Origin of the sequence: Streptomyces canus, from assembly GCF_030816965.1 — a bacterium.
In the GTDB taxonomy this organism is placed as follows: Bacteria; Actinomycetota; Actinomycetes; order Streptomycetales; family Streptomycetaceae; genus Streptomyces; species Streptomyces canus_E.
On the sequence record NZ_JAUSYQ010000002.1, the window covers coordinates 5303876 to 5323050 of the forward strand.

The following is a 19175-nucleotide window of genomic DNA, read 5'->3' on the forward strand; positions in this document are numbered from 1 at the left end:
GAGCTCTCGGCGGGCGGCGGGGGCGGTCCTATGCTCGGGACATGGGGACACCTCTGGGGGATTTCATCCGTGCCAAGCGGGACAGCACCCAGCCGGCGGATCTGGGCCTGCCCGACCGCGGCCGCCGCCGGTCACCGGGGCTGCGGCGACTGGACCTCGCCGCCCGGGCCGGCATCAGCGTCGAATACCTGACCCGGATCGAGCAGGGCCGCGACCGCAACCCTTCGATCGCGGTGGTCAACGCTCTGGCCGACGCGCTCAGCCTCGGCCCCGCCGAGCGCAACCACCTGCGCTATCTCACGAAGATCAGCGGCGGTGAGTGCGTCGCTCACACCAGGCCCGCCCCGCCGCCGCGCCGGGTACGGCCCTCCGTCCTGCGGACGCTGCGCCTCCTGGAGCCGGGCATCGCGCTGGTGACCAACCGGCTGGGCGACGTCCTCGCCCACACCAGTGCGTTCGAGGCGGTGACGAGCGGAACCGGACTGCTCGACTCCGACACCCCGAACCTCACCCGGTACGTCTTCACCGACCCCCGCGCCCGGTCGTTCTTCCCCGACTGGGACGCCGTCGCGGACGAGCAGGCCTTCGACCTGTGGCTCGGCCCGTCCCTCAACACCTACGAATGGTTCACCGCGGAACTCGCACCCGTCGCCGGCCCCGACCTCACCCGGCGCCTGAACCAGCACGTCGTTCCGCAGCGCGGGGATCTCCGGCTCCACCATCCCTCCGGACGCGAACTCCGGCTGGTCCGCGAGACACTCGAACTCTCCGCGGACGCACAGCAGTTGGTCGTCCTCCTCCCCGCGGACGAGGCGACGGCCCAGACCGTCGACGACCTGCGCCGTCCGGCCCACGGCGGACTCCGTGCCATCTCCTGACGCGAACGCCACCCGGAGGCCGGGCACCTGATGCAGCGCCCCGGGTGAGCGTCGCCCCGACAGGAGACCGACGCCGCCGCCCTCGAGGCCGGCTCACATCCCGGCCAGGGCTCGTCGCGGGACTCGGTGAGCTCCTGTCGGTGACGAGCGACCTATCGGACCGCCGCCGACCGGTGTTCGATTGTTGGCGTCATGCCATACCCTGCATCTTCGGTGAGCCGGGCTTCTCAGGGTGGACACAGGAACCCGGGACCACGATCCTTCCCTCTTCCTCAGTCGGGCGGGCGGTTTTCTGACGGGCATCTAGTGAAATTGGCCGAAATTGATATATATGCCACCGCAGATTGATTCGCGGGCGAGACTCTGGGCCGTGGCGGCTGTCGTGGCCCTCGGGTTCTTCGTCGCGCTGGAGCTCACCGCGCGTCACTACGGCCTGCCGGGACCGCTCACCACCCAGGCGCGAGAGCTGATGGGCCCGCCCAAATCAGGCCCGATGCTGTACGCCGGCCTGGCCCTGATGATGGTGGTGCTCACCTGGCGGCAACGGTTCATCGTGACGGGTGCCGCGGTCGGCATCGACCTCGCCTTCGCGGTGGTCCGGTGGATCTTCGACGTCAAGGTGACCCACGGCCATCCCTTCGGCAACGGCGCGCTGTGGGTGCTCCTGGGCTGCGCGGTCATCGCCGTCACCCGCCGCACCGGCCGGGAACGTGTCCTGCTGCTGAAGGGGGTCGGACTGGGCCTGCTGCTGGTGGCCGGCCGCAAGACCGGTGACACCTGGCTCCTCATCACCGCGAAGAGCCGGCCGGAGGTGCTGGACCCCTATCTGGCGAACGCCGACCACGCCCTGGGCAACCCGTCGTGGATCATGGGCCGGATCGTCACGGCCACCGGAGCGATCGGCTTCAACTTCCTCGACACCATCTACGGCCAGCTCGCGGTGGCCGCGGTGGTCGTCGCGCTGTACCAACTGCGCAACGTGGCGGCGGAGCGCTGCTTCCCGCGCCACCACCTGGTGCGCACCTTCCTGCTGATCGGCCTGCTCGGACCGGCCGTCTACATGATCTTCCCGGTGGTCGGCCCGGTCTTCGCCTACGGCACCGGCACCGACCACTGGGCGTCGATCGCCCTGTGGTCGCCGCAGATACCGAGCGACGGGCACTGGGCGGTGGCGAACCTGTGGCCGCAGACACCGCCGCCGATATCCGCCCCCCACTCCATACCCTTCGACGAGGTCACCCCCCGCAACTGCATGCCCAGCCTGCACACGGCGTGGGCCACCGCGATCTTCATCCATTCCCGCAAGGGCCCACGCCTGCTGCGCTATGCGGGCACCTTCTGGCTGATCGCCACCCTCTGCGCCACGCTGGGCTTCGGCTACCACTACGGCGTGGACCTCGTCGCCGGCGTGGTGTTCACCCTCACCATCGAGGCGGGACTGCGCTCGTTCGACCGCGACTGGGACCGGTCCGGGCTGCGGCTGACCGCCTACGGCGCGACGGTCTTCGTCGCGCTCCTGGTGTCGTACCGCTTCCTGCCCGTGCGCATGGCCGAGTACCCCTGGCTGGCCGGACCGCTTCTCCTGCTGGCGATGGTCTCGGTGATCTACGGCTATGTCCGCACCGTCGCCCGGTGGGAACCGGCGACCGCGCCGGTGCGACAGCCGCAGCCGGAGCCCGAACTGCTGTGAAACGCCGCCTACGCCCGGATCAGCCGCCCACCCGCTCGATCCACTCGCTGCTGCCCAGCGGATAGTCGTAACCCGGGCGGCCCACATCGGCGCTGGTGCGGAACGGCCTGCCGGCGTTGTCGATGCGGACGGTGCCGCTGCGGTCGCCGCTGGACCAGTCCAGGCTGAGGTCCCAGCGGACGTCGTGCGCCGTGGTGTGGGCGGTGACGTAGAAGACCTCCGGGTCGGACTCGCTGACCTTGTAGGGGAAGTCGCGCTGGCCGTTCTTGACGGTGACGGTGGGACTGCCGTCGTCCAGGTCGACGTCGAACGACTTGGTGCCGACACCGCCGCCGCAGCCGACGCCCATCGAGTAGTCGTTCCAGGCGAGCGGCGCGCCCTTGGTGAGGACGCGGACGTGCAGGGAGTTCAGGACGACGGTGCCCTCGCCGGTGCCCTGGACGGTGAGCGCGACCCGCTGCTCGCCGGAGGAGACCGCCCCGTAGGCGGCGGACCAGCGCGGCGCGTCCTGCTCGCTCGCCGGCGGGCCGACCTGCTCGGAGTCGCTGTCGACGAGGAAGTGCTGGCTGCACGGGTCCTCGTAGACGTAGGGGCGGATGGCGACGGCGAGGGGGACGGCGGTGGCGGGCCGGTTCGCGCCCTGTTCGCCGTCGCCCGTCGAGGCGCTGGACCCGGCATCCCCTGAACCGGCCGTCCCGGTGGGGGAGACGGAGGCCGGTGCGGACGGCTTGGGTCCGCTTCCGCTCGGGGACGGGGTGGCGGAAGGCTTCGCGGGCTCGCCGACGTCCGGGGTGCCGGTGACCGTCGGCGTCGTGGTGTCCCCGGCGCGGACGGCCACCGGACGCAGGGCAAATGCGACGGCACCCAGCGCGGCGACCACCGCGACGGCGGCGATCAGCGCGGTACGGCGACGGCGGAGCCACGAGGGCCGTCGAGGAGGCACGGCCACGGCCGCCGTATCGATGACGACCGGCTCACCGTTCTCGCCCTGTGCGGGTTCCGCCGTACCGTCCGAACCGGCTTGCTGAGCGGGCCCCCGCGTCGCGCCCTGATCCGTCTTGCGTCCACGTGCCGCGTCCGCCAGGATCCAGCGCCGGTGCAGCTCCACCAACTCCTGCGGTGTGGCCCGACAGACCCTCGCGAGGCGCTCCACCGGGGCGTACTCGACCGGCACCGCGGTGCCGTTGCAGTAGCGGTGCAGCGTCGACGTGCTCATGTGCAGACGCTTGGCGAGGGTCCCGTAACTCAGCCCCGACCGGTCCTTGAGCTCGCGCAGCAGCTGCGCGAACTCCTCCGTCCGCGCGGTCCCCGTTTCCTCCGACACCCGTTTCCCTCAACCCCCCGCATCCCAGTCACTCATTCCAGGGTCACCGAATTCTCCCTGGTCAGAGCCCATTTCGGCGTTCCAGCATCCCCAACTGCCCGCTGAACATGGCGGTCGGGACGGATCACCTCACAAGCTTCGGTCATCCAATCACCACCGCCACCCGAACACCGAAGGGGCGCCACACCATGTCCAGCCTCCGCACCTCCCGCACCCGTCTCGTCGCCGCTGCCGCCACCGCCGTCCTCGCCACGCTCTCGCTGAGCGCGTGCAACGACGGGACGGGCACCCAGGACGAGGGCATCGGGTCGAGCACGAGCCCTTCGTCCGCTGCCCCTTCTGCGACCACGGCCCCCGACTCGCCGGCCCCCTCGGGCTCCTCGGGAGGCAAGGCCCCGTCGGCCGCCACGGGCTCCTCCGGCGCCGGATCCGCAGGAGGCTCCGGGTCCGCGGGCGGCACCACGGCGCCCGAAGCGCGCACCCCCGCCCCGAAGGCGCCCGCCTCCTCCGGCAAGCCGGTCACCTGCGAGGGCTCCACCACGAAGACGGTCGCGGCCCCGTTGACCCGTCCCGTGAACCACATGCTGCTCACGGTGACCAACACCGGCAGCAAGAGCTGCTACCTGTACGGCTACCCGGCCGTCCGCTTCGGCGAGGCCCAGGCCGTGCCCCCGGTCATCGAGGGCTCGCAGCCGCAGGCGGTCGTCACGCTCAAGCCGGGCGAGTCCGGCTACGCCTCCGTGAACCTGTCCGCCACCGACGGCAGCGGCGCGAACGGCTACACCGCGAAGTCCCTGACCGTCTACTTCCAGGGCCGCTCCGGCAACGGGAGCGTCGGCGCGGGCGCCCACCCGTCGCTGCCCGCGACGGGCCTCTACGTCGACGACTCGCTCAAGGTCACGTACTGGCAGCAGTCGATGGACGACGCCGTGAGCTGGTGACACCGTCCATTCCCGATGAAGCGGAACGGGCTCCCGGCCGTCGCCGCACCGGTGGTCAACAAGTCGGCCGGTGGCGTTCCGTTCGCGATCAGCTTCGACCGGAGCGGGAAGCGGATGCTGGTCGCCGAGGCCCCGCCTGACAGGTGGTGACCGTGGACTTCTCGTGGACGGACACGGCAAGCTCTCCTTGACCGGAGATCGACGGCGCCCTCACTCAGGTGACGACGGTCACGGACCTGCCCGCCTTCGGCGAGTCGGGGAGGGAGGGGACCGCCGCGGTCTGAGCCGCGGTGCGCTCTGGGCCGTACCGCGTCCGTGTGGTCAGCCCGAACCCGGCCCGGAACTGTCGGCCGTCGCGTTCGCGGCGCGGCGGTACTCGGCGTTGATGCGCTGAGCTTCCTCGAGCTGGTCCTCGAGGATGACGATGCGGCACGCGGCCTCGATCGGGGTCCCCTTGTCGACCAGCTCGCGGGCGCGCGCGGCGATCCGCAGTTGGTAGCGGGAGTACCGGCGATGTCCGCCCTCCGAGCGCAGCGGAGTGATCAGACGGGCCTCGCCGATGGCTCGGAGGAAGCCCGGAGTGGTGCCGAGCATCTCGGCGGCCCGGCCCATGGTGTACGCCGGGTAGTCGTCGTCGTCCAGGCGGTCGCCCAGGGGAATATCTGCTGCCATGTCACCTCGTTGTACAACGCGTCGAGGGGCCCTGATGCCGTACGGCACCAGGGCCCCGAAGGGAATTCAACACCATCTGTCGGCCCTCATGCTGCGCCGACCTTCGGTTTCCGCTACCCGGCCCGGTGACGGGAGGGGTGCGGGGATCGCGGCTGCGTGACCGGGGACCACCATCCAATCCGGGGTCTTGCGGTACCCGGACCGAGTGCTTCGGGCCGGGCGATCCTGATGGCGTCTGCTCCTCCGTCCTTGCTCCGAACCCCGCCAGTTCGTGTCTGGCGGGTCTCGCTTGACCATGTCTACGAGAAAAACAGTAACCGCGCCAGCGGCCAATGTCTACTCTGACAAGAGGAGATTTTGGCGCTCGAGTGATGCAGACATCCTGAGGCAGCCGACATGTGGGCTGGACTGCGCGGCGATACGGCAGTGGGGCCCTGCCGACGTGCGTCGGCAGGGCCCCACTGGGAGGTGAGAGGGATGTCGCCCTAGGCGGCGGAGCCGAAGCCGGTCCGTCGCGGTCCGCCGCGGCGTGCGCCTTCGCCCGCGGGGCGGCCCTGGCCGGACTGGCCCCGGCGGCTCCGACGCCCCCGGGAAGAGGACGCGGAGGACGCGCCGCGGGGGCGTTCCGCCTGCGGCGCGGTGATGACGACCGGGACACCGGAAGGCGCCTGGGCCCCGGTGATGCGGCTCAGCTCCGCCTCGCCCGAACGCACCTGGGCGATCCGGGGGGTGATCCCCGCCGAAACCATCAGCCGGCTCATGTCGCGGCGCTGGTTGGGGGTGACCAGGGTGACGACGCTGCCGGACTCGCCGGCGCGGGCCGTACGGCCGCCGCGGTGCAGGTAGTCCTTGTGGTCCGTCGGCGGATCCACGTTCACGACGAGGTCGAGGTTGTCGACGTGGATGCCACGCGCCGCGACGTTGGTCGCCACCAGTACGTTGACGTGCCCGGTCTTGAACTGCGTCAGCGTGCGGGTGCGCTGCGGCTGGGACTTGCCGCCGTGCAGGGCCGCGGCGCGGACGCCGCTGCTGAGCAGGTGCTTGGTCAGCCGGTCCACCGCGTGCTTGGTGTCGAGGAACATGATCACCCGGCCGTCCCGGGCCGCGATCTCGGTGGTCGTCCGGTGCTTGTCCGCGTCGTGCACATGCAGGACGTGGTGCTCCATCGTGGTGACCGCGCCGGCGGAGGGGTCGACCGAATGGACGACGGGGTCGTGCAGGTAGCTGCGCACCAGCCGGTCGACGTTGCGGTCCAGGGTGGCCGAGAAGAGCATGCGCTGCCCACCGGGACGCACCTGGTCGAGCAGCGCGGTGACCTGGGGCATGAAGCCCATGTCGGCCATCTGGTCGGCCTCGTCGAGGACCGTGATGGCCACCTCGTCCAACCGGCAGTCGCCCCGGTCGATGAGGTCCTTGAGGCGCCCGGGCGTCGCGACGACCATCTCGGCCCCGGCGCGCAGCGCGCCTGCCTGCCTGCCGATGGACATCCCGCCGACGACGGTGGCCAGCCGCAGGCCCACGGAGCGGGCGTAGGGCGTGAGCGCGTCGGTGACCTGCTGGGCGAGCTCGCGGGTGGGGACGAGGACGAGGGCGAGCGGCTGCCGCGGCTCGGCACGGCGTCCCGCCGTGCGGGCCAGTGCGGCCAGGCCGAAGGCGAGGGTCTTGCCCGAGCCGGTGCGGCCGCGGCCGAGGACGTCACGGCCGGCCAGGGAGTTCGGCAGGGTCGCCGCCTGGATCGGGAACGGTACGGTCACGCCCTCCTGGGCCAGCGTGGCCAACAGCCGTGCGGGCATGGCGAGATCGGCGAACGCCTCGACGGGGGGCAGCCCGGGCGTGATCGTCCGGGGCGGCGCGAACTCGCCCGACACGGCCGGTCGACTTCCGTGGGGCTTGGAACGACGCGGGCCGGCGGAGCGGCCACGGGCGGGAGTTGTGCGTGTGCGATTCATGCGAAACCTTCCTTGATACGGCGCGTATCAAGGAATTCCCGCAGCAGATGAGCGGCGCAGAGAATCGCGAGAACGAGCCGAAGGCGATGTGTGATGCGCCCTGAAAATGCCGCGAGCTGGGGCCCGCACCGCAAGGTGCGGGCCCCAGCTACGAAGTATGCGCGGCGGTGCCGATGTCAGGCGGTAACGATGTTCTCGGCCGTCGGGCCCTTCTGGCCCTGCGCGATGTCGAACGACACCTTCTGGCCTTCCTGCAGCTCGCGGAAGCCCTGGGCGGCGATGTTCGAGTAGTGGGCGAAGACGTCGGGGCCGCCGCCGTCCTGCTCGATGAAGCCGAAGCCCTTTTCCGCGTTGAACCACTTCACGGTGCCAGTAGCCATGTTGTTTCTCCTTCGGAGGCGGTTTCGGAAATTCACCCTGTGTGAATCTCCGTGTCGCCGTGCTGATTAACCCGTCGGAAAAAACCTTCTGGCAACCACACCTGCAACTGAGATCGACAGTAGCACGGGGGGTCGGACCTGTGGGTTCGCTAATTCTGCATCCGGCCCTGGTCCGGGGAATACTCGCCGGGCCCCGAGTCTATTTCTCACACCACGGGCACAGATATTGCTCCGCGTGCACGAGCGTTCCTGCCGTCCGCCTGCGTCCACAGCCCTGTGACCTCCGACGACGAGAGATGCCCCGCCGTCACCGGCGTCAGTGGCCGGTACGCCCGTCACGATGAAAGTCACATCTTGCCGAAGCCGGTCAGGACACGCGCCGGCGGGCCGACAGACGCTGGTCCGGTTCCGGCCGCTGTGAGCACCGCTCCGTGACACGCCGTCGGATGGTCTATCCAGCCCGTTCGCGACATCTCGGGCCATAACGTACCGAATATGATGAGATTTCATATCTCCCGCCTGGCATGCGCCGCCGCGGCGATCATCGGGGCCGTGTTCGGGGCCGCCCCGCCCGTCGCCGCCGACCAGATGACCCACGTGGTCTTTCCCGGACAGTCGATCCAGCGGGCGGTGGACGCCGCCGAGCCGGGAGACACCGTCCTCCTTGCCCCCGGCACCTATCGCGAGAGCGTCACGGTGAGCACCCCCAAGATCACCCTGACCGGCATGGGCCGCAGCACCGTCATCGAGCCGGACACGAAGACGTCCGGCCGTTGTGCCGAGACCGGAAACGGCATCTGCGTGATCGGTACGAAGGCCCACGACGTCGAGGGCGTCACCATCGCCTCCCTCACCGTGACCGGCTTCACCGGGAGCGGCGTGTTCGCCATGGGGACCGACGGGCTCACCGTGCGGAACGTGACGGCGGTGAAGAACGGGGTGTGGGGAATCGCCCAGGAGCGTTCGGCCCACGGGGTGTTCCGGAAGAACACCGCGCGGGACAACGGTGACGCCGGCCTGTTCCTCGCGAACACGATCAAGGAAGAGGCGGGCGCCGCGGACACCGGGGGAACCGTGGTCGAGGACAACCGCCTGGAGGGCAACCGGATCGGCATCACCGTCCGGCGCCTGAGGAACCTCACCGTCGCGGGCAACCACCTCACCGGCAACTGCGTGGGCGTGTTCGTCGTGGGCGACGAGAACAAGCCGAGGGCCGGAGCGCTGACCGTGCGCGACAACACCCTCGTGAAGAACAACAAGTCCTGCCCGAAGACCGCGCGGCTGGACGCGCTGCAGGGCTCCGGCATCGTGCTGACCGGCGCCGAGGACACCCTGGTGACGCGCAACCGCGTCATCGGCAACGTCGGCACCTCCCCGCTGTCGGGCGGCATCGTCCTGTTCAAGAGCTTCGTGGGCACCACCAGCGAGCGGAACCGGATCGCCGACAACGTGCTCGAGGGCAACGCCCCGGCGGACCTCGTCAACACGGACACCACCGCCAAGAGCAACGTCTTCGAAGGCAACACCTGCGGGGCGTCCATGCCCGCGGGACTGTGCTGACCGGCCGTGGCCACTCATGAACTCGACGAAGGAAGAGTGCACATGACTACCGCACAGACCGCCGCCGCCCCACCGCCGTCCATGCGGCTCAGGGAGCTCGTGTTCGGGGCGGCATGTGCGGCCGCCGTCCGCGCGGCCGCCCGGCTGGGGGTCGCCGACGCCCTCGACGACAGCCCACTGGCCGTGGAGGACCTCGCGGCGGCGGTGAAGACCGAGCCGAAGACCCTGCGACGGCTGTTGCGTGCCCTGTCCTGCTACGGCCTCTTCGCCGAGCAGCCGGACGGGACGTTCGCGCACACCGACATGTCCCGGCTGCTGCGCGAGGACGATCCGCACAGCCTGCGCGCCATCGCCCTGTGGTGCACCGAGCCGTGGACCTGGGACGCGTGGCCGATGCTGGACGAGGCGGTGCGCTCCGGCCGCAACGTCGTGGAGGATCTGTACGGCAAGGAGTTCTTCCACTACCTCAACGAGGACGCCCCGGAATCGGCCGACGTCTTCAATCGCGCCATGACGACCTCCAGCGTGCAGTCCGCGCGGGACGTGGCACAGTTCCTCGATCTGTCGGGGAGCACGTCGGTCGCCGACATCGGGGGTGGCCAGGGGCATGTGGTGGCGAGCCTGCTGGAGAAGTATCCGGCGCTCCACGGCACCCTGCTCGACCTGCCGCGTGTGGTCGACAACGTCGACCCACGGCTGCGCGCGGGAGGGGCGCTCGCGGACCGGACGCGCCTGGTGCCCGGCGACTGCCGCGAGGCCGTCCCGGTCCGGGCCGACGTGTACATCATCAAGAACATCCTGGAGTGGGACGACGACAGCACGACCCGCGTCCTGCGCAACGTCATCGCGGCGGGCGGGCCGGGAGCGCGGGTCGTGGTCATCGAGAACCTCGTCGACGACTCGCCGTCGATGCGGTTCAGCACCGCCATGGACCTGCTGCTGCTCCTGAACGTCGGAGGGGCCAAGCACACCACCGAGAGCCTGACCGGCAGGCTGACGGAGGCGGGCCTGGTCATCGACGACGTCCGCCCGGTCAATCCCTATCTGCACGCGTTCGACTGCACGATCCCCGCCTGACCCCGTCCCGGACGGACCCGGCGGACCCGGCGGACCGACGCTCGCCGGGCACGCGAACAGTGCGTGCCCGGTGGGCGGCGGTCCGCGGCGGTTCAGGAGCGGGCGTCCCGCTCCCAGCGGTAGAAGCATCGTGCCATCGCGTCCTTCGGCGAACGCCAGGTCGCCGGGTCGTACGCGGTGACGTACGCCGACAGCCGTTCGCTGATGTCCCGGAACTCGGGGTGACCGGCCACCTTCGCGATGGCCGGCCCGGGGTCCCGCTCGGACTCGATGAGGTGCAGGTACACGTCGTCGAACTGGAAGAGACTGCGCCGGGCGACCCCGACGAGGTGCGGCAGTTCTCCCCGGTCCGACTCCTCGAACACCTTGGCGATGTCCGGGGCCGACTCCGGGGCCATACGGGCGACGATCAGGGACTGATGCATCGTCATGTCCTCCGTCCCGTTCAGTCGGACAGCATCGACACGGGCCGGCGCTCTCCGGCGGCCTGCTCGATACGGTCTCGGATCAGCGCCATCTGGACCTTGGAGTTCCGGTTGATGTTGTCCGTCATCCAGGCGTCGTCGACCGGTGCGTCCGGCCTCATCGCGAAGTCCTGCGTCCACACCATCCGGGTGCCCTCGGGCACCTTCTCGTACTGCCACACGATGTTCATGTAGGCGAAGGGCCCGGTCTCGACACGGCGAGCCCGCACGGTGAGCGTGTCGCGGTCCGGCTCCCGTTCCGAGACCCAGCTCCACACCTTGCCGTCCTGGTCGGGGTGCATGGTCAGCCGGAAGGTGGTCCGGTTCCCCTCCCGGGAGATGATCTCGGCGGAGGCGTACTCGCTGAACAGCTGCGGCCAGCTCTCGACGTCGTTGGTCATGTCCCAGACCAGGTCCAACGGGGCCGCGATGGTGACGTCGTTCTGCGTGTGTCCGGGCATCTCAGGCTCCCGCCAGAAGCGCGCTGTTGACGAGTTCGAGGAACTGCCGGGGGCTCTTGCTCTTCTCGGCGTCGGGGGGCATCGGCGTGCCGTACCGGTTCTCCAGCTCGCCCACGATGCCGAGCAGACCGAGCGAGTCGAGGCCGAAGGCGTCGAAGCCGGACTCCTGCCGCTGCTGGAGCTCCTCCGGGGCGACGGTGACCCCGGCGGCCTTCTTCATGAGCTCGGCCAGCTTTTCCACGGTGATTCGGTCACTCATGCGGTTCCTCTCCTTGCTTGGTGATGGGTGTGCGACGCCTCGCTACGAGGCGTCGGCGGCACCGCGCCGTAGCACCAGCGCCGCGTTCGACCCCATGAGTCCTCGGCTGAGGACCAGCGCCGTGCGCATCTCGGTGGCTCGCGCGCGGGCGGTGACGAGGTCGAGGTCGTGGCAGATGTCGAAGACGTTGGGGGTGGGTGGGATCAGACCGTGCTCCATCGCGAGCACCGCGGCGGCGACGTCCAGCAGGGGCGCCGCGCCGCAGGCCCGGCCGACGGCGGTCTTCGGCGCCGTGACGGGGACGCGGGTGCCGTGCGGGCCGAGCGCGTCCGCGATCGCCAGCGCTTCGGCACGGTCGGCCGCCGGGACACCGAGGGCGTCGGCGAAGACCACGTCGATCTCCTCGGGCGCGCACCCGGCCTCGTCCAGGGCGCCCCGGATCGCCTGGGCCAGTCCCTCCCGGGACTGCTCCCAGCGGGAGGCGCCGGTGAACGTCGCCGCGTGACCCGCCAGGGTGGCCCGCACCGGCACGCCCCGTTCCCGGGCCGAGGTCTCGGCCTCCACGACGACCATGGCACCGCCCTCGGCGGGCACGAATCCGCAGGCCGCGGTGGTGAACGGGCGGTAGGCGCGGTCCGGTTCGGCGATGGTGCTCAGCTCCTCGTAGCCGAGCTGGCAGACCATCGAGTAGGGGGCCAGCGGCGCCTCGGTCGCGCCGGCCACCATCACGTCGGTGCCGCGCCGCACGGCCCGCGCCGCATGCGCCAGGGCGTCCAGGCCGCCTGCCTCGTCGGCGGCGACCACCCCGCAGGGGCCCTTGAAGCCGCGCCGGATGGAGATCTGGCCGGTGCTCGCGGCGTAGAACCAGGCGATGGACTGGTACGGCCCGACGAAGCGGCTTCCCTTGCTCCACAGTTGTTGCAGCTCGCGCTGCCCGAACTCGCCGCCGCCGGATCCGGCGGCGGTGACCACGCCCACGGAGAACGGCGCGGCGTCGGTGTCGGACCGGCTGAGCCCGGCGTTGTCCAGTGCCAGGTCTGCCGCGGCCATCGCGAAGTGCGTGAACCGGTCGGTCTGGACGAGGTAGCGTTCCTCGATCGCCGCCTGCGGGTCGAAGTCCCGGATCTGGCCGGCCACCCGCAGCGGCAGGTGCTCGCACCCCTCACGGGTGATCCGGTCCAGGACGACGACACCCTCGCTGGTGGCCTTCCAGAAGGCCTCGGTGCTGTTTCCGTTGGGCGCGACCACGCCGATTCCGGTGACGGCCGCGCGCCGGGGATGCGGTGCGCTCATTCGGTCCTCTCCCTCGGCAGGTTCATGATCACCGCGGACTGGAAGCCGCCGAACCCACTGCCCACGGAGAGCACGCTGCGCAGTCTGCGCTCGCGAGCGACGCGCGGGACGTAGTCCAGGTCGCACTCGGGGTCCGGGGTCTCGTAGTTCGCGGTGGGCGGGACGACCTGGCGGGCCAGGGCCAGCGCGCAGGCGACGACCTCGATCGCCCCGATCGCGCCGAGGGAATGGCCCACCATGGATTTGATGGAGCTCATGGGCGTGTCATAGGCGTGCGCGCCCAGAGCCCGTTTGACCGCCGCCGTCTCGTGCCGGTCGTTCTGCTGGGTGCCCGACCCGTGCGCGTTGACGTAGTCGATCGCCGTGGGGTCGAGCCGGGCCTGGCCGAGGGCGTCCTCGATGGCCCGGGCCATCTCCAGGCCCTCACGGGTCAGACCGGTCATGTGGTAGGCGTTGCCGAAGGTGGCGTAGCCCCCTATCTCGCAGTACACGTGCGCGTCGCGGGCCCGGGCGTGCTCCAGCTCCTCCAGGACGAGCACCGCGCCGCCCTCGCCCATGACGAACCCGTTGCGGTGGGCGTCGAAGGGGCGTGAGGCGTGGGCGGGGTCGTCGTTGCTCGGGGAGGTGGCCTTGATCGCGTCGAAGCAGGCCATGGTGATCGGTGAGATCGGCGAGTCCGAGGCGCCGGTTATGCACACGTCGGCCCTGCCCTCCTCGATCGTGTGGAAGGCGTACCCGACCGCGTCGAGCCCCGAGGTGCAGCCCGTGGACACGGTCTGCACCGGCCCACGTGCCTCGAACCGCTCCGCCACCGCCGAGGCGAGGGTGCTGGGCGTGAACGCCCGCTGCAGGTGTGGGCCGGCCTTGCGATGGTCCACGTCCCAGTGCTGCCCGCGGTCGCTGACCAGCACGTAGTCGTTCTCCAGCCGGGTGGTTCCGCCGACCGCGGTGCCCAGGGAGACCCCGACCCGCCACGGGTTCTCCCCGGCGAGGTCGAGACCGGAGTCCTTTATCGCCTCCTCCCCGGCGACCAGGGCGAACTGGAGGTAGCGGTCGCTCCGTGCGATCTGCTCCGCGTCCAGCCCATGGGCCGCCGGGTCGAAGTCGCACTCGGCGGCGATCTGCGAACGCAACCCGGACGGGTCGAAGAACGTGATGCCGCGGGTCGCCGTACGACCGCTGGTCAGCAGATCCCAGAAGGCCGGGACACCGATGCCGCCCGGGGCGACGATTCCTATGCCGGTGACCGCCACGCGCCTCCTCATGAGCGCAGCCGGGATCGTTCGGCCGGCCCGCCCGCACCCGCATGGGCCGCCTCCGCCGGGATCGGCCTGCCGTCGGCGTCCTCGGTGTCGACGTGCCCGAGCGGCGGGCTCGGCGCCAGTGGGCCGAGGTGGAAGACCATGCGGGCCTCCACGTTGCCGACGTTGCGGAAGCGGTGCCGCATGTGGGACGGGATCAGGAGCCCCTGCTCGGGTTGGAGCGGGTGCGGCTCGCCGTCCAGGTCCACTTCGAGCTGTCCGCAGACGACGTAGATGAACTCCTCGGAGTACGGGTGGTAGTGCTCGGCGATGCGGTCGCCGGGCTGCACGATGGCCACGCCCATGAAACCGCTGGTGGAGCCGACCGTGGTGGGGGTGAGCATGGCGCGCAGATCGCCCCCGCGCCGGGTGTTGGGCTCGACCTCGCTGAGATCCACTACTCCGGGATGACGTTTGATCACGACGTACCTCCGAACATGTGCTGCATCGACATGAGGGCGTGGCCGGTCACGGGCCGGTGGCCGGCGAATCAGGCGCCGGGCGCGCGGCGGTCGGTGACGAGGTCCATGCGGGACACCGCGAGGAGGTGAGCGGGGGTGCTGTCCTTCAGCGCCCGGCCGTCCAGTCCGAGGGCTTCACCGTCGAGCAGTGCCGTCAGCTCGGCCGCCCGGCCGTGGTCCGTGAGACCGAGCACGGGACCGGGGTCGCTGTCGAGGGCTCCGCGCACGTCGACCAGCCGCATCACGACGTCGTCGCGCTGGAAGATCGTGCTGCGCAGCACCGGTCCCCGGGGATCGTCGGCCGCCGCCTCGTCCTGCCGGGCGAGCAGCTCGGCCAGTCGCATACCGCACCCTTCACGGGCCGGGTAGTACAGCGCGTGCCGCTCGGCCTCCGGGCTCTCCTGACCGGTGGTCACATGGTGTACGGCGGGCAGCGCCGCGCGGGTGAAGAAGAGCCGGGCGGACTCGGGGTCGTCCAGGTCCCGGTCCTGCTCCAGATAGGGGTTGATGGCTTCCTCGACGGCCCGCACCTCGGGCTGCCGGGCGACGTGGCGCAGCGCGGCGAGCAGGTCGCCCCGTACCTCGATGGCCCGGACCACCCGGTTGCCGTGCATGAAGAGCGAGGTGCGGCACAGCCGGGTGGAGTCGTCGACCCGCGGCTCCGGCGAGGTGTAGCCGGCGAGGATCTTGGCGACGGTCTCCTCACTGCCCGGCTTGACCGTGAAGGTGAGCGCGTGACGGATCAGGCCGTCACCGATCCTGGGGGACGCCTGGAGCCGGCGCTTGCCGGGCCCGGTCTGCACCGCCGGGCCGCCGGTCTCGCGGACGATGTGGAAGCGCAGCGACCTGGTGTCCCGGACGCAACTGTGCAGCGGCTCCACCATCCGCACGTGTTCCTCGCTGTTCACCCAGGTGAGGAAGGGCGGTGCGCTCTCCCACTCACTGGTGATGAGCCACTGGGAGGGGTTCTCGATGGACTGGCACAGCTGATCGCTGACATGTCCGGGAACGGAGGCGACCTGGCTGCACAGGCTCTCGTACGCCTCGAGGAACTGCTGCTGGGCCCCGTCGTAGACGTCCACCAACAGGACGACACGGAGCCTGGAGCCGTCGAACACGGACTGGGAGACCCGCTGCGAAGCCTGTTGCTCAGGCGCTTTCGAAGCACGGTCGGACGTGGTGGTCATCCTGTGTACATCTCCTTCGGGGCAGAGGCGGACGAACGTCGGTCACGGGGATGACGTCGGCGTTCCTCGATCGTCAGCCCGCCCCCGCAAGTGCGCGACTCGTATGCACCGTGGGGGTGACCCGTCGGCCCGGCGGGGCGGGCTCAGAGGAGGTGGGCGAAGACCACGAGGTTGTCCGTGTAGTCCCTGGCCGTACGGTCGTAATCACCCGCACAGGTGATGAGGCGGACCTGGGCCGTGGCCGTGTCCTCGTACACCCGCCGACTGGGGAAGTGGTCCTTGTCGAACGTCTCCGCGCTGTCGACCACGAAGGACGCTCTGCGCCCGTCGGCCCGGTCGACGTGGAAGACGTCCCCCTTCGCAAGTTCTCCGAGGTCCACGAAGACGGCCGCCGACGTCGCCGTGTCCACATGCCCGGCGATGATCGCCGTGCCCGTCTCCCCGGGGGAGGCGCCCTTGGCGTGCCAGCCGACGAGGTTGACGTCGTGGGCGGGAGGCGGCTCGAGACGGCCCGCGGGATCGATGGCGAGGTCCGTGAAGGGGGCGTCGACCGAGATCTTCGGAATGAGCAGACGTACGGGCCTCGATCGCGGCAGATGCCTGCCGGACGGCTGCCCGGCCGCCTGCCGGGGCGGCGAAGCCGACGCGGAGACGGGTGCGGCCCGCGGCGGCACAGGGGGGTCGGACGAGGACTCGTCGTGACCGCCGAACAGTCCCACGGCCAGCACCAGGATCGCCACGGCACTCAGCATCATCTTGGTGTGGGATCCCTGCCCGGTCGGGGCGGGCTCCTCGGGGCCGGGGTTGTCTGCGGGGGTAGGGGGAGGGACTGCCATCGGACACCACCTCACCAGGGGACGGCAGCAGATCGGACGTACGGGGCACGGGGAGGGCCGGCCGGGCCGCCACGCGGCACGCGCGTGGCGGCCACAGTGGCTATGGCGTCCGGCATGGCTCAGGCCATGCTTCCGGCGACCTTCTTACGGCGTGTCGCGTACAGGCCGGTTCCGGCGACCGCCAGCACCGCGAGCCCGCCCGCGGTCATCGCCGGTGAGGCCAGCCCGCCGCCCCCGGTGTGCATGCCGCCGCTGGGCTTCTCGTGACCGCCGCTCCAGCCGCCGCCGTCGTGCTTGCCGCCGGAGTCCTGGCCGTGCTCCTTGTCCTTGTAGGTCTCCGGGTCGTACTTCGGGTCCTTGTTCTCCTTGCTGTAGGAGGAGTCCGACGAGTCCCAGTCGTCCCCGGCCGCGTAAGCGCCGGGGGCGCCGAGAGCGAGGACGGCCGAGGCCGCCGCGGTGGTCAGGAGGATGCGAGCAGAGCGCATTGTGACGTTCCTTCCGTCGGCGGCCGGGCAGCTGGTGCTTCGTCAGCTGAATTGGCCCTGCCCCGACGTGATCCACCGTCAGTCAGCCCAGCGCGGGCCACCACTCGGGGCGGTCACCCGGGTGAACGCGCCCGGATCGGGCCGGAGTCAGACCGCCCCCAGCAGTGTGGTCAGGACCTGGCGCAGCGCCGACTCGGCATCCGGGACCGAGCCGGGCGATCGCCAGGCCACGAATCCGTCGGGCCTGACGAGTACGGCGCCTTCGGGCGTCGTGCCGTGGGCGGCCGACCAGTCCGCGTCGCCTTCGGGCGTCAGCTCGGCACCGGAGCCGTGGCCCACCCGGTACGCGGTCAGCGGGACGGACGTCTCTTCGGTGAGGCGGACGGCGGCCTCGTGCCAGCCACTTGGGTCATCGGCGTCAGTGAGCAGGACGAACGACGTCTCGTAGAGGTCCAGGGTGGAGATCCGTTCACCCCGGTGCCGTACCGTCATGTGGGGGGCCCTGCTGCCGGGTTCGCCGGACAGGTCGAGGCGCTCCGGGACGACCGGAGTCGCGGGGTCGGCGCCGACGACGGCGCCCTGCGGATAGCGGTAGCCGAGGGCCACGTTGAGGATGCCGCGCTGCGGGCCACCGCCGCCGCCCGCGCCGGGCGACGGGGCGAAACCGGGATGGCTGTGCTCGACCGACCGTGCGGCGGCGCGGGCGCTGGTCGCCTCCGCGACCGGGCGGCGCTCGGCGTCGTACGTGTCCAGCAGCGCCTCCCCGGCCCAGCCGCCGAGTACCGCGGCGAGCTTCCAGGCGAGGTTGTGCGCGTCCTGGATACCGGTGTTGGAGCCGAACGCCCCGGTGGGGGACATCTCGTGGGCCGAGTCGCCGGCCAGGAAGACGCGTCCCGCGCGGTAGCTCCGGGCGACCCGTTGGGCGGCGTGCCAGGGGGCCCTGCCGGTGATCTGTACGTCGAGGTCGGCGACGCCGACCGCGCGACGGATGTGTTCGACACACCGCTCGTCGGTGAAGTCCTCGAGCGTTTCACCGCGTTCGGGGTGCCAGGGAGCGTGGAAGACCCAGTTCTCCCGGTTGTCCACGGGGAGCAGCGCGCCGTCGGCCGCCGGATCGGTCAGATAGCAGACGATGAAACGACGTTCGCCCACGACGTCGGCGAGACGACGGGAGCGGAAGGTGATGCTGACGTTGCTGAACAGGTCGCCGGGACCGCTCTGGCCGATGCCGAGCTGCTCGCGGACGGGGCTGCGGGGGCCGTCGGCGGCGACGAGGTAGTCCGCGAGGAAGGTGGTGTGCTCGCCGGTCTCCCGGCTCTTGACCACCGCGGTGACGCCGGAGGACCTGCTCTCGAACGACAGCAGTTCGGTGGCGTACCGCAGGTCGCCGCCGAGCCGCCTGGCATGTTCGAGCAGCACCGGCTCCAGGTCGTTCTGGCTGCACAGGCACCACGAGCTGGGGCTGAAGCGGGCCAGTCCGCCGCCCGGGTCGATCTCCCGGAAGAGCCACTCGCCCGCGTCGCCGACCAGGGTGGGTGTCTGAAGGATCCCGTGGTTGCCGGCCAGCGTGGCGGCGGCGTCCCGGATCCCCGCTTCCACGTCGGCCGTCCGGAACAGCTCCATCGTGCGGACGTTGTTGCCCCGTCCGCGGGGGTGGATGGAGGTGCCGGCGTGCCGCTCCACCAGGGAGTGCCGTACGCCCAAACGGCCCAGGAACAGCGAGGTCGACAGGCCGACGAGGGAACCGCCGACGATGAGGACCGGGACCCGGTGAGTCGTGTGGCCGGTCTGGACCTGTTTCTGATTCATCACTCGCCTCCAGCGCGTCGTGTCCGCCGACTCGTCCGGATACGGCGGGGAGCTTCATCCATGCCCCGCGGCGCGTACGCGAGCCCAAGCTTCACCCGCTCAACACGCCAGGTTCGCCGACTCGGCAGATTGCCCCTCGGGCGCTCAG

General features: G+C 70.7%; 20 protein-coding genes. 6 read left to right on the forward strand and 14 right to left on the reverse strand.

Annotated elements, in window-relative coordinates; translation table 11 throughout:
• Positions 1-41 precede the first annotated feature (41 nt).
• Both QF027_RS25435 and QF027_RS25440 read left to right on the forward strand, forming a co-directional pair.
• Positions 42-878: a helix-turn-helix domain-containing protein gene (locus QF027_RS25435; RefSeq protein ID WP_307077239.1), complete on the forward strand. Its 837-nt coding sequence runs from the start codon at positions 42-44 to the stop codon at positions 876-878.
• Positions 879-1248: 370 nt separating this feature from the next.
• Positions 1249-2568, forward strand: a complete 1320-nt coding sequence (locus QF027_RS25440) for a phosphatase PAP2 family protein (protein ID WP_307077240.1) — start codon at positions 1249-1251, stop codon at positions 2566-2568.
• A gap of 19 nt (positions 2569-2587) precedes the next feature.
• Here QF027_RS25440 and QF027_RS25445 read toward each other — a convergent pair whose 3' ends face one another.
• Positions 2588-3892, reverse strand: coding sequence for a helix-turn-helix domain-containing protein (locus QF027_RS25445; RefSeq protein WP_307077242.1), 1305 nt, complete (start codon positions 3890-3892; stop codon positions 2588-2590).
• Positions 3893-4080: 188 nt separating this feature from the next.
• Between QF027_RS25445 and QF027_RS25450 the strand changes: the two genes are divergently transcribed.
• Together QF027_RS25450 and QF027_RS25455 are read left to right on the forward strand one after the other, a co-directional pair.
• A complete protein-coding gene (locus QF027_RS25450; protein ID WP_306978683.1) occupies positions 4081-4833 on the forward strand; it encodes a DUF4232 domain-containing protein in 753 nt (250 codons plus the stop codon).
• 15 nt (positions 4834-4848) lie between these two features.
• A complete protein-coding gene (locus QF027_RS25455; protein WP_307077244.1) occupies positions 4849-4983 on the forward strand; it encodes a hypothetical protein in 135 nt (44 codons plus the stop codon).
• Positions 4984-5154: 171 nt separating this feature from the next.
• Here QF027_RS25455 and QF027_RS25460 read toward each other — a convergent pair whose 3' ends face one another.
• The 3 genes from QF027_RS25460 to QF027_RS25470 all read right to left on the reverse strand — a co-directional run bounded on the left by QF027_RS25460 (position 5155) and on the right by QF027_RS25470 (position 7834).
• Entirely contained in the window at positions 5155-5505 is a 351-nt protein-coding gene (locus tag QF027_RS25460) for a MerR family transcriptional regulator (RefSeq protein WP_307077246.1), read from the reverse strand.
• A 485-nt stretch (positions 5506-5990) separates the two neighbouring features.
• Complete coding sequence (locus QF027_RS25465) at positions 5991-7454, reverse strand: DEAD/DEAH box helicase (RefSeq protein ID WP_307077248.1); 1464 nt, start codon at positions 7452-7454, stop codon at positions 5991-5993.
• 176 nt (positions 7455-7630) lie between these two features.
• Positions 7631-7834, reverse strand: coding sequence for a cold-shock protein (locus tag QF027_RS25470; RefSeq protein WP_020113641.1), 204 nt, complete (start codon positions 7832-7834; stop codon positions 7631-7633).
• A gap of 495 nt (positions 7835-8329) precedes the next feature.
• Between QF027_RS25470 and QF027_RS25475 the strand changes: the two genes are divergently transcribed.
• Both QF027_RS25475 and QF027_RS25480 read left to right on the forward strand, forming a co-directional pair.
• The gene (locus QF027_RS25475) at positions 8330-9394 is read left to right on the forward strand and encodes a right-handed parallel beta-helix repeat-containing protein (protein ID WP_307077251.1); all 1065 of its coding nucleotides are present in this window, start codon (positions 8330-8332) and stop codon (positions 9392-9394) included.
• 42 nt (positions 9395-9436) lie between these two features.
• Positions 9437-10471, forward strand: coding sequence for a methyltransferase (locus tag QF027_RS25480; RefSeq protein ID WP_307077253.1), 1035 nt, complete (start codon positions 9437-9439; stop codon positions 10469-10471).
• 92 nt (positions 10472-10563) lie between these two features.
• Here QF027_RS25480 and QF027_RS25485 read toward each other — a convergent pair whose 3' ends face one another.
• From QF027_RS25485 to QF027_RS25530, 10 genes are all read right to left on the reverse strand, one after another.
• On the reverse strand, positions 10564-10896 hold the full coding sequence (locus QF027_RS25485) for a TcmI family type II polyketide cyclase (RefSeq protein WP_306986608.1): 333 nt from the start codon (positions 10894-10896) through the stop codon (positions 10564-10566).
• A gap of 20 nt (positions 10897-10916) precedes the next feature.
• Positions 10917-11396 carry an SRPBCC family protein gene (locus tag QF027_RS25490; RefSeq protein ID WP_306978679.1) on the reverse strand — a complete coding sequence of 160 codons (480 nt, stop codon included), beginning with the start codon at positions 11394-11396 and terminating at the stop codon, positions 10917-10919.
• Position 11397: 1 nt separating this feature from the next.
• Positions 11398-11655, reverse strand: a complete 258-nt coding sequence (locus QF027_RS25495) for an acyl carrier protein (protein ID WP_307077255.1) — start codon at positions 11653-11655, stop codon at positions 11398-11400.
• Positions 11656-11697: 42 nt separating this feature from the next.
• The gene (locus QF027_RS25500; RefSeq protein WP_306978677.1) at positions 11698-12948 is read right to left on the reverse strand and encodes a ketosynthase chain-length factor; all 1251 of its coding nucleotides are present in this window, start codon (positions 12946-12948) and stop codon (positions 11698-11700) included.
• Positions 12945-14213, reverse strand: a complete 1269-nt coding sequence (locus QF027_RS25505) for a beta-ketoacyl-[acyl-carrier-protein] synthase family protein (protein WP_306978676.1) — start codon at positions 14211-14213, stop codon at positions 12945-12947. Before QF027_RS25505 ends, QF027_RS25500 begins: the two co-directional genes overlap by 4 nt.
• Complete coding sequence (locus tag QF027_RS25510) at positions 14210-14671, reverse strand: cupin domain-containing protein (protein ID WP_306978675.1); 462 nt, start codon at positions 14669-14671, stop codon at positions 14210-14212. Before QF027_RS25510 ends, QF027_RS25505 begins: the two co-directional genes overlap by 4 nt.
• Positions 14672-14739: 68 nt before the next feature.
• A complete protein-coding gene (locus tag QF027_RS25515; RefSeq protein ID WP_307077257.1) occupies positions 14740-15897 on the reverse strand; it encodes a SchA/CurD-like domain-containing protein in 1158 nt (385 codons plus the stop codon).
• 143 nt (positions 15898-16040) lie between these two features.
• Positions 16041-16733: a class F sortase gene (locus tag QF027_RS25520; protein WP_306978673.1), complete on the reverse strand. Its 693-nt coding sequence runs from the start codon at positions 16731-16733 to the stop codon at positions 16041-16043.
• A 119-nt stretch (positions 16734-16852) separates the two neighbouring features.
• The gene (locus tag QF027_RS25525) at positions 16853-17218 is read right to left on the reverse strand and encodes a hypothetical protein (RefSeq protein ID WP_307077259.1); all 366 of its coding nucleotides are present in this window, start codon (positions 17216-17218) and stop codon (positions 16853-16855) included.
• A 147-nt stretch (positions 17219-17365) separates the two neighbouring features.
• Positions 17366-19027: an FAD-dependent oxidoreductase gene (locus QF027_RS25530; protein ID WP_307077261.1), complete on the reverse strand. Its 1662-nt coding sequence runs from the start codon at positions 19025-19027 to the stop codon at positions 17366-17368.
• Between the last annotated feature and the right edge of the window lie 148 nt (positions 19028-19175).